A 6365-nucleotide genomic window follows, 5' to 3' on the forward strand; every position below is an offset into this window, starting at 1 on the left:
TCTGGCAAGTTTTTTGTAGCCACAGATACCTTGCCTGTATTTTCCTACAACCAGTAACTTGAAGTCAATGCTGTACTTTTGATTATTCCCCATTTTTTACACCTCCGTGGGTGTCCTAGTTTATGGGGGCAGTTCATCAAAAGGGCGGATGCCGAGTTGCTGTACCCTGTGGTATATTAGACCTGTTCGGAAATCTAAGTTTTCTCCATGCCTATGCGAGTTTTTTAAGGCTAAAGCCTTGCAAAGGCTCAGTTTTTAATGGAAGGGGGGCGAAAAGCCGAAGTTTTCAAACACCTCTATTCTTGAAATGTTAAAAAAGTCATAAAATATCAAATGCCTTTGCGTACGCAAGGTGAAAGAGATAGTTTCCGCCAAGTTTGACTGGAGGATTCATATTTGCATAGCTCCGCTCTTTATATGACCAATACATGCGCCAATCATCACGTTTTTCTTTATATCCGATTATGTTCGCGTCATATAAAAGCTGCAATGCCTCTTGAGCTGTGTTCATACCAGAAGGGATTTTTCGTCCAAGTTCATGCAGATATTTTATGTAGGTAAGATGTCTTTTCATAAAAAAATTGTAGTCAAATTCCCGGTGTCCAACAAAATACGCGAAAAAAGCCCTAAAATCAGAAAAGTTTTCATCGCTCATATAAATGAGAAGATAATCTTTTAATTCTCCTTCTACATACCGTGAGTAATCTGACAACATCGCCAAAAAATCTTTTTTTGTAAAATGCTCGCCACGTGTTGCTTCAACCATTTCGTTCAGCATTGTGAGAATATCACGCGGTTTATAAGTGGAATAGCGTAAGAATTCTATAAAAGGATTATCGATTGTTCCTTTCTTGCTATACACCTCGTAAGGAAAGTAATGCTTCCAGCACTGCTCAAATTCATAAGCCTTATCCTGCTGTTTTGAAAAATAATTGTCAGCTATTCTGAACAGTTTTGAGCGAACATAATCTTTATATGTAGTTTGCCAGGTCAATAGCACAGAATTGTCACGTAATTTTTGATTCATATTATGAATGCTCATTCGATACATCACATCAGGTCTCATCAACGGCATTATTTTTATGTTTTTTCCTGCAAGAATTGTTGTGTTTATTTCAAGAACCGCATTTGTCAAGGCCGATATGCAGTCAAAATAAAGTTCACTTTCAATTTCTGAAGGCCGTGCGTCAACACCATCAACAAAAAGTATATAGGGTTTGGAAAGAGCGAATTCATCAAAAGCTTTTTCAAAACCGTCACGAATTTTCATTAGGCTTATTTGATAGCTCTGCTCCACATTATTTTTTTTCTTGTTTGCTGTCAAGAGTACTGCCGAAACTAAAAACCCCGGCTTTTATCATTGCGTTTATGGATGCGGAGGCATTGTCAATAAACTCAAAAGCATTCACTAGCTCAGGCTTAAAAGCATTGCTATAAAAATCTTCTATTGCTTTTGTAAGTCCCTTTGTCTTAAATCCGCCAAGTAAATTTTGTGAATATAAATTTTTTAATCTTTCGGCAAGCACAAGATAAAGCAAATTTACCCAAACATCTTTCATTTCTGAAAGTCCGAGCATCTTCTGCTTTTTCATATTGATAAATTTTTGATAAAAAGTATTTTGAACAAGTACAATACTGCTATCAACGGAAAAGTCGTTCTGCCGAGAAATATAAACGGAATAAGCTGTTTTGCAAGAGCCTTTTTCTCCGATCAAAAAATAAGTGTCATTTTTGCAGATATTATCTATAACGTCATCAACGATAAAAATTTTCTCGAACAAGTCGGCATTTACACCTTTTGTGTAATAGTCAAATGCATCACCCTTAATCTTTGATAGCTCTTCAATTTTTTTCATACTTACTTTTGACTATAACACAGAAAAAGGAGTGCGTGCAATGTATGATTCTCGATGTACGTTTCAGGAAAACACTTCCGATTTTGACAAGGAAGTGAGATGCAGAAACTGGTTCAGAATGAAAGAATTTTCATTTTGCAGTGAGGGCCGCACTTGCAGTTCAGCAATGGCGGTCCTTGTCGCGTTCCGAATTTTTTAGCGGGTTTTCCAGCCGACGAGACCCTTGCCTTCGCTTGAAAATACCATGCCTATTTTGAACATCGTCTTTCCGTTCACGGCGAAGCGGTCCGCGTAGCCGTTTTCGTCAATCTGGTTCAGGGCGGCGTCCGCAACGGATTCAAAATCCTGCCCCCTGTCCATCTTAAGCTCAAAAATGAATACGGCATCTTTTGTTGCCGCAACAACGTCGCTCCGTCCGGCAACGCTCTGAAGCTCCGACACGACGCGCATTCCGGTAAGACGAAACATGAGATGCACTACGGACTCGTAATAGTTCTCGCACATGTCCTTTTTTACGATTGTAGGCAAGTCCGCTATCGCCGATTTTATGATGGAAAGGGCTTTGTCGATGTTGTGCGCGCGCAACGCCTTTCGAAGGTTAGTTATTTCAAGCCCCAAATCGTCGTAAGGGACCGTTACAAATTTATCAAGAAGGATACTCAAAAAACCTTCCTCAACCTCGCGGTTCGGAAAGTCCAGCGTAAAAAGCCTTTCTTCTTTTTCAAAACCTTTTATCGTAAGGTAGCCGCTCTGATAAACGACGGGGAGCATGTTTTTGCTGTCCGGGTCATAGTTCTTGAAGTGGTCCTCTTTTGCCTGCCGCCCGTTTACGAGATGCTCAAGAATCAACGGCTGGTTCTTGAGCGTTTTGACCAGAAAAGACGGCGTTCCGCTCTCAAACCAGTACGAGCCAAAATCTTTCTCGCTCAGGCATTTTAGAAGGCAGAACGGATTGTAAACGCCCTCAACGTCATGGGTAAAATGATAGCCGTCATACATTTCGGCGAGTTTTTTCTTTGTTTCTTCTACGGTCATCTCCTGCCGTTTTGCCAGCGCCTCGATTTCCGGCATAAAATATTCCGTAAGCTCCGATTCGCTTATTCCGCAAATCGAGGAAAACGCTTCGTTCAGACTTATATCGTTCAACTGGTTCAGCCCGCTGAAAATGTTGATGTGGCTCACTTTCGTGATTCCCGTGATGAACAGAAAACGGATGTACTTGTCGCAGTCCTTGAGCGGGCTGTAAAAACTCCTGAGTTCCTGCCGGTTCTGTTCCTCGTATTCCGTGTAGAGCGCGTCTAGAATCGGCTTGTCGTACTCGTCGATTAATATTACGACCTGCTTTCCGGTCTTTTCAGAAGTGAGTCGGATGAGATTTTTTAACCGAGGCGCAAAACGCTCGTCAGAAACTTCTATGTTGTATTTTCCTTCATATTCAGAAAGGATTGAGTTCATCTGGGACTTAAGGCAGTTCAAATCCGGGTAGTTGTCCGCCCCGAAGCTGATTTTTATGACCGGATATTGGGTCCATTCTTTTTCAGTTTTGGAAATGTAAAGACCGTCAAAAAGCTCTTTTTTTCCGAGAAAAAAATATTCCATCGTGGAAAGTAGCAGGCTCTTTCCGAATCGCCGCGGCCTGCTCAAAAAATACGGCTTTCCCTCGCGCACAACTTTGTCAATAAAAGCCGTCTTGTCCACGTAAATAAAACCGCGCCTGCGTAAATCCTCAAAATCCTGAATGCCAATCGGCAGATATCTGTTTCCCATGAATGTAGTATAGCACAAGATTTTAGGAAAATGCTATTTTCCAGCCGACGAGGCCCTTGCCTTCGCTTGAAAAGACCATGCCTATTTTGAACATCGCCTTTCCGTTCACGGCGAAGCGATCCGCGTAGCCGTTTTCGTCAATCTGGTTCAGGGCGGCGTCCGCAACGGATTCAAAATCCTTCCCCCTGTCCATCTTAAGCTCAAAAATGAATACGGCATCTTTTGTTGCCACAACAACGTCGCTCCGTCCGGCAACGCTCTGAAGCTCCGAAACAACGCGCATTCCGGTAAGACGGAACATGAGATGCACTACGGACTCGTAATAGTTCTCGCACATGTCCTTTTTTACGATTGTAGGCAAGTCCGCTATTGCCGATTTTATGATGGAAAGGGCTTTGTCGATGTTGCGAGCCTTCAAGGCATCGCAAATATCATCGATTGTAATTCCCAAATCATCGTATGGAACCGTTACGAATTTATTGAGCAGGATTTCAAGAAAGCCTTCCCGTACTTCCCTGTTTGGAAAATCCAAAGTGTATTTCCGGGTTTCTTCTTCAAAATCCTTTATCGTAAGGTAGCCGCTCTGATAAATTACGGGCAGCATATTTTTTGAATCAGGGTCGTAATTCTTGAAGTGGTCTTCTTTTGCCTTTCTTCCGTTCACAAAATTTGCCAGAACCAGCGGCTGATTCTGCAAAGTTTTTACAAGGAACGAAGGCGTACCGCTCTCAAACCAATACGAACCGAAATCCTTTGCCTTAAAGCATTTTAGAAGGCAGAACGGATTGTAAACGCCCTCAACGTCATGGGTAAAATGGTAACCGTCATACATTTCGGCAAGCTTGTCCACAGTCTGCTGAAATGTAAGCCGCTTTCTCGCCGCAAGAGCTTCGATTTCCGGCGTAAAATATTCCGTAAGCTCAGATTCGCTGATTCCGCAAACCGAAGAAAAATCCTCGTAAAGGCTGATGTCGTCAAGTTGATTCAGCCCGCTGAAAATGTTGATGTGGCTCACTTTCGTGATTCCCGTAATGAACAGAAAACGGATGTACTTGTCGCAGTCCTTGAGCGGGCTGTAAAAACTCCTGAGTTCCTGCCGGTTCTGTTCCTCGTATTCCGTGTAGAGCGCGTCTAGAATCGGCTTGTCGTACTCGTCAATTAATATTACGACCTGCTTTCCGGTCTTTTCAGAAGTGAGCCGGATGAGATTTTTTAACCGAGGCGCAAAACGCTCGTCAGAAACTTCTATGTTGTATTTTTCTTCATATTCAGAAAGGATTGAGTTCATCTGGGACTTAAGGCAGTTCAAATCCGGGTAGTTGTCCGCCCCGAAGCTGATTTTTATGACCGGATATTGGATCCATTCTTTTTCAGTTTTGGAAATGTAAAGACCGTCAAAAAGCTCTTTTTTTCCGAGAAAAAAATATTCCATCGTGGAAAGTAGCAGGCTCTTCCCGAATCGCCGCGGCCTGCTCAAAAAATACGGCTTTCCTTCGCGCACAACTTTGTCAATAAAAGCCGTCTTGTCCACGTAAATAAAACCGCGCCTGCGTAAATCCTCAAAATCCTGAATGCCAATCGGCAGATATCTGTTTCCCATGAATGTAGTATAGCACAAGATTTTAAGAAAATGCTATTTTCTGGCCGCTCTGCAACAAAGTCGGTATAAAATGCGATTTTCTTCTATATAATAGCTACTTTATTTTAATTGATTCTCCGGCGACCGCTAAAATCTTTCTTTGACAGAAGGGCGAAGAAAAACTTTAGTTTTTTGAGCTGACCTTATTTTTTGTGAGGAAATTTTATGTTTGAGAAATTTTTTAACCGCAATAAAACTTTGATTGCGTTTTTGACTGAAAACCTTGGCTTGCAAAAAAATTGCACGCTTTCAAGGCTGATTTTTTATCTTCAAAAATTCGAAAAATCTGACATCAAAATCAAAAAAATCTCGCCACGTTGGGTGGAAGAATTCCAATTCTTTCTATTATATAGCACCAATTTGTCAAAAGGGAGCGCAAGTCTTTATTCGTCGGCATTACGAAAACAACTTCATCTTGCGGTACGCGACGGAATCATTTTAAAAAGCCCCGCAGATTCAGTCAGAAACATTCCGATGCCGGAATCCCAAAAGAGTCCTCTGAGTTTGCATGACCTAAAAAAGCTTTCAAAAATCAAGATTTCGGGAACGCTCGGCTCGGAGGTAAAAAAGGCTTTTCTTTTTTCCTGCTGCACAGGCTTAAGAATTTCGGATCTTCGGGGGCTTAGATGGAGCATGATTTTTGAGAACGGCGAAAATACTTTTTGGCTCAGAAAAATCCAGAAAAAGACCGGGCACATTGTGACGATTCCTCTGAACGAAAATGCGGTGAAGATTTTGATAGCCCTGAATCCTGATTTTTTTGCCGGACCGAGTTCTAACAGTCCAAGAGCCTTTGAAGAATCTTGCGAGGCGATTTTTCCGCTTCTGGCTTCGACAAAAACTAATACGAACCAGTATCTAAAAAAATGGGGCGAGCAGGCAAATATTCCGCACGTTTCGTGGCATACCGCCCGCCACACGTTCGCGACTTTGGCCCTGGAAAACGGTGCAGAACTGCGCACCGTGAGCGAACTTCTTGGCCACACCGACATAGCGACCACTCTCCGCTACGCAAAAGCGACTGACCTGCTGAAAAGAAAGGCTGTTGACACACTGCGCGGAATTGTGGAGTAAGGCCCGTGAGCGGCGGGAGGTGGGCGGGG

General features: G+C 42.6%; 5 protein-coding genes. 1 reads left to right on the forward strand and 4 read right to left on the reverse strand.

The genetic code is table 11. From position 1 onward, the window contains the following. Nucleotides 1-319: 319 nt before the first annotated feature. The 4 genes from JI65_RS16125 to JI65_RS16140 form a co-directional block, all read right to left on the reverse strand. Nucleotides 320-1324 carry a P-loop ATPase, Sll1717 family gene (locus tag JI65_RS16125; RefSeq protein WP_191018191.1) on the reverse strand — a complete coding sequence of 335 codons (1005 nt, stop codon included), beginning with the start codon at nt 1322-1324 and terminating at the stop codon, nt 320-322. Continuing rightward, on the reverse strand, nt 1299-1856 hold the full coding sequence (locus JI65_RS16130) for a hypothetical protein (protein WP_191018192.1): 558 nt from the start codon (nt 1854-1856) through the stop codon (nt 1299-1301). Before JI65_RS16130 ends, JI65_RS16125 begins: the two co-directional genes overlap by 26 nt. Nucleotides 1857-2051: 195 nt before the next feature. Then, nucleotides 2052-3623: an ATP-binding protein gene (locus tag JI65_RS16135; protein ID WP_191018193.1), complete on the reverse strand. Its 1572-nt coding sequence runs from the start codon at nt 3621-3623 to the stop codon at nt 2052-2054. A gap of 22 nt (nt 3624-3645) precedes the next feature. Then, nucleotides 3646-5223, reverse strand: coding sequence for an ATP-binding protein (locus JI65_RS16140; protein ID WP_191018194.1), 1578 nt, complete (start codon nt 5221-5223; stop codon nt 3646-3648). Nucleotides 5224-5427: 204 nt separating this feature from the next. On the opposite strand from JI65_RS16140, the gene JI65_RS16145 reads away from it, so the two are divergent. After that, nucleotides 5428-6336, forward strand: coding sequence for a tyrosine-type recombinase/integrase (locus tag JI65_RS16145; RefSeq protein ID WP_191018195.1), 909 nt, complete (start codon nt 5428-5430; stop codon nt 6334-6336). Nucleotides 6337-6365: the final 29 nt, after the last annotated feature.

This window comes from Treponema zioleckii (assembly GCF_014737315.1).
Taxonomy (GTDB): Bacteria; Spirochaetota; Spirochaetia; order Treponematales; family Treponemataceae; genus Treponema_D; species Treponema_D zioleckii.